Origin of the sequence: Paracidovorax valerianellae (assembly GCF_900102625.1) — a bacterium.
Taxonomy (GTDB): domain Bacteria; phylum Pseudomonadota; class Gammaproteobacteria; order Burkholderiales; family Burkholderiaceae_C; genus Paracidovorax; species Paracidovorax valerianellae.
Map to the genome: position 1 here is coordinate 1 of NZ_FMZC01000036.1, position 4,673 is coordinate 4,673.

General features: G+C 60.5%; 3 protein-coding genes. All 3 read left to right on the top strand.

Annotated elements, in window-relative coordinates; genetic code table 11:
• Positions 1 to 2,682, top strand: a 2,682-nt coding sequence (locus BLT03_RS23495; RefSeq protein ID WP_175537856.1) for a hemagglutinin repeat-containing protein, incomplete at its 5' end; no start/stop codon positions are given.
• A gap of 1 nt (position 2,683) precedes the next feature.
• A complete protein-coding gene (locus BLT03_RS24285; protein WP_139160534.1) occupies positions 2,684 to 3,256 on the top strand; it encodes a hypothetical protein in 573 nt (190 codons plus the stop codon).
• A gap of 335 nt (positions 3,257 to 3,591) precedes the next feature.
• Positions 3,592 to 4,673: hemagglutinin repeat-containing protein (locus BLT03_RS23500; RefSeq protein WP_175537857.1), on the top strand; the 1,082-nt coding region annotated here is incomplete at its 3' end.

Here is a 4,673-nt window from a genome sequence, read left to right on the forward strand (position 1 = left end):
GGGCGCTATGAAGAAACGTACAGCAAGAAAAGCGGGTTCCTGAGCAAAAAAAGCAGCCTCACCGTGCAGGAAGGAGCCAGCAGTTTGAGCGAAGGCAGCGTTGTCACCGGCAACGCCATCTACGTGCAGGCCGGGCGGGACATCGCGCTGCAGGGCTCGCACCTGGTGGGTCAGGCCGACGTGGGCCTCATCGCCAAGCGGGACATCTCCATCCGAGCCGGCACCGACAGCGCGGCGGCCACCACGCACACCGAGACCAAGAAGTCGGGCCTGTTCAGCGGCGGCGGCTTCGGCATCACGCTGGGCAAGCAAAGCACCACCACCGACCACAGCAACGAAAGCCAGCGGGCGGCAGCCTCCAGCGTGCAAACCCAAGGAGGCAACGTGGCGATGGTGGCGGGCAACCGCTACGAGCAGGAAGGCTCGGCCGTGCTGGCCAAGGGCGACGTGAGCATCGTGGGCAAAACGGTGGACATCCACGAAGCGCGGGAGCTGGAGCGCGACAAATTCGAGACGCGTGCCAAGCAAAGCGGCCTCACGGTGAGCGTGGGCAGCCCGCTGATCGACTTCGGCATGACCGCAGGGCGCGTGGGCCGAGCGATCGGGCGCACCAGCGATGCGCGCACCCAGGCTCTGGGGGTCGCGGCCATCGGGCTCAATGCCTACAACAACGCCAAGGACCTGGGCAACGCGGGGCAGGCCCTGCTGAATGGCGACCCCCTGGCGGGAGCCAGCGTCAACATCAGCCTGGGCAGCAGCCAAAGCCGCAGCACCAGCGCCTACCAGGTGGACAGCGGGGCCGGCTCGGCAGTGCGGGCGGACGGCAACGTGCACATCACCGCCACCGATGGCGACCTGCGCGTGCGCGGCAGCGACATCGAAGCGGGTAAGAACGTGGGCCTGATCGCGCAAAAGGGCAACATCGTTCTGGAAGCAGCCGAGAACCGCTTTGCCGAACAGAACAGCCGCAGCAGCAGCTCGGGCAGCATCGGTGTGAGCGTCGGGGCGGGGGGCGTGAGCGTGAACGCCAGCGCCAGCCGGGCGCGGGGCCAGGGCAGCGGCGAGAGCGTGAGCTACACCAACACCCACATCCGCGCAGGCGGCACAGCCAGCGTGCAAAGCGCGGGCGACACCACCCTGCGCGGGGCCACCCTCGTGGCCGACGCCGTGCGGGCCGACGTGGGCGGCAACCTCGCCATCGAAAGCCTGCAAGACACCAGCCGGTACAACGAGACCAGCCGCAACAGCGGCTTCGGGATCAGCGTGCCCATTGTGGGCGCGGGGCGCGTGGGCGGCAGCATCACCGCGGGGCGCACGCAGATCGACAGCGACTACCAAAGCGTGGGCGAGCAAAGCGGCATCCGTGCGGGCAACGGCGGCTTTGACGTCAACGTGAAGGGCAACACGGACCTCAAGGGCGGGTCCATCACCAGCACGCAAGCGGCCATCGACGGTGGCAAGAACACGTTCACCACCGGCGGCACGCTCACGATGAGCGACCTGGATAACCGGGCCAGCTACAACGCCAGCGGGTTCGAGGTCACGGTGGGCGTGGGCAGCCAGCTGGGCAGCAGCGGAGCGGGCGTGGGCAGCGACAAGGGCAACGCGCAAAGCACGAGCCGCGCGGGCATCTCTGGCGTGGCGGGCAACACCGAGGCCCGCACGGGGGATGCGGAGACGGGGATCAAGCCGATCTTTGACAAGAACCGGGTGAGCGATGAGGTCAATGCGCAGATCACCATCACGCGCGAGTTCGGACGGCAAGGCAGCACGGCTTGGGGCAACTATGCCAATCAGCAGTATGTAAATGCGCTTGCCAGCGGAGACAAGGAAAACACTGAATGTTGGTCACCAGAGGGAGGTTGTAGAGCTGCTGGTCATGCAATCGTTGGAATGGCGGGAGGAGGCGTTGGAGCCGGAGCGGCAGCAGCAATCACTTCTATGACGGCTCCAGAAATTGCGACAACGCTTCGGAATGCAGGTACGCCAGATGTGATCGTGGATGCTGTAGTCCAGGGGTACGGCGCTGGCATCGGCGGCGCTGTGGGTGGTTCGGCAGGTGCCTCGGCTGGGGTAAATGAGGCTGGTAACAACACACTTGCACTAAACCCTCTTGTGTTGCTTGGAATGCTCGTGGTTGGCGGCTCTCAGGCCATAGCGAATTGCGTGAATGATCCAGGGTGTAAACGCCAGATGGATACGCTTCCTCAGCGGGCAAGGGAGTGGCTTGACAATATCGTAGAAGCCGTTTCCGGTAAACCAGAAGGAAACAATGCTTCTCCTGGGAAAAAACCTGCTGACACTTATGGGACGCCTCCTAATGGGCCTAGCCTCCCTCCAGGGGATAAGGAGGAAAAAAATCCAGATGCCGATAGAAGGCTAAATCAAGAGGGCGAAATGGTGGGGCGCAATGGGACTCAGACTCATAGCAACACAGTTTTTAATCGCGGCGGAACTCGCATTGATGTTGAGAATGCGAATCCCGGTCAACGACCAGGTCAACTGCATCTGCAGGTGGAAGGTGATAAGTATTACTTCAATGTAAATACCGGTTTGTTTGAAGAGGCGAACTCCCCCGGGGTTAATGCTCCACGCTATATCAATGAAATGTTGAAAGATCCTAAGGTGCGTGCGGCTGTGAACAGAGGTATGCAATATCTAGGCGAGAAAAATATTTTTTAGTATGTTTAATTATAAATCTATTGATTTTTCGGAGATTTGTCATATTTTCTCAAACCCTGAAGGGTTGTCGAATTGCCCAGTTATTTTGACCATTCCTAAATTGGTTGAATATCAGGGGATGTATTTGATGAGTCAAAGGGGTATTGATCTTGATGCCTACAAAAATATAAATTTCCTCACGGATGATGATTTGGTTAGGACGCAGATTGAGTTGTCTTCCAATGTGATTGAGCTGGGACGGCTTGAGCAAGAAAGAGATTCATCTATAAATTTCAGAAGACTGGCGCAAGATTTTTTTCGAAAAATATGCCGTCAACACGAGGGTAGGGGATGGATTGTGTTGTTGATTTTTGATCCGCATCGAGATGATTATGAAGAATCAGTCGCTGAGAGAATTGATTTCTCCCCGGGGATGTTGACGCAAAATATTGGCTGGTGGATTGACGTCAGGCTGAGATTTTGTTGTGTACGTCCAGGGAGTCAAAGTTATTTGAGAGATAGATTTTTATGGTCGAAAAGGGAGAAATTCATTGGAGAGATTGTTGAAATTCACTCATCGATCTCGCTTGAGTAATCTGGCGGTAATGATGATTGTGAAATCATCAAGGGGCCACTCTCAAACCTAAGCGCAACACCTGGGCGGATTCAAAATCCAAAACGCAACACCCTCGGACTCATCCCCATGTCAAAGCAAATGGGAACCTCGCAAAATCTCCGAGTTTGCAAGTTCAAGCGCCGTAACTTGTTGATTTATAAAGGTGCCAAGTGGCTGGGATGGGGGTTTTGAGAGGCTCCCAAATTTGCCTCGCATTGGGTGTTGCGCTACTGGCCGCAATAGCGTCGCCCTCCCGGAGCTATGAGCAGAAAACCCCGTCACAGCAACTGGGAGTAGCGCAAAGCGCTATTGATTTGGTAGCGAGTGCTGGCGGGCGCATCCATCCTGATGGCCTGCTGCCCATCTCGGGAGGCAGCTTCGACAATGGCCTGGCCGGCAGCCTCGTCGTCGGGGTGCAGCGGCCCGACACGCTCCCCGGCCCGGTCGGAGGGGGCAGCGGGGTGAGCGGCGCGGGCGCGGGCAACGTCACCGCCGGCACGGGCGGGCCTGGCGTGCCGGGCGAGGTGCCGCCGGAGTTCGTCGCCACCAAGCCGCTGTCCTTGCCGCGGGTGGACGTGAGCACGCCGCAAGGCGGCATCGGGGCGCTGCTGGGCGGGGGCGCCAGCGTCTCGCTGCCCGACTGGAGCCAACTGCACATCGTGCCGGGCGGCATCAGCGCCAACGACCTGGCCCTGAACCTGAGCGGGCAGTTCGTCAACCGGGGCCAGTTCGAGGTCGGCAACAGCCTCATCATCGCGGCCGCCGGGGGCATCGACAACTTCGGCGCCGGCATTCAGGCCGGCGGCGTGATGCGGCTGTCCGGCGGTGGCTTGAACAATGAACAAGGCCGCATCGAAGCGGGCAGCCTGCTGACCAGCATCCAGGGCGACATCGCCAACAGCCGGGGCGCCATCGTGGCGCACAACGGCGGCTACCTGCAGGCCGATGGCAACATTGCAGCCACCGATGGCCGGTTCACCAGCGACGCCGGCAAGATCGTGCTGGATGCGGGCGGGAGCATTGTGCTGGATGCCAGCCAGGTCAAGGGCAAGACCGGCGCGGGCCTGTACGCGGGCGGCGACATCCGCCTGGGCACCACCGCCAAGACCACCAGCAGCGACGAGCGCAGCGCAAAGTACGAAACCTTCGTCACCTACAACGGCGACATGGAAACGCGCGAAGAAACGCGCGTGCAGACCGGCGAGAGCCGCACGCGCCAATCGAGCACCGTGCACACCGGCACCGTCATCGACGGCGGAGAAGGCAGCACCACCTTGCGTGCCACTGGCGATGTCGTGGCCCTGGGCGCGCAGATCAAGGCGCAGCAGGACGTGCTGATCCAGGGCGCCAACGTGCGGGTGGAGGCCGTCAAGGACCGCGCCCTGATTCACGAAGA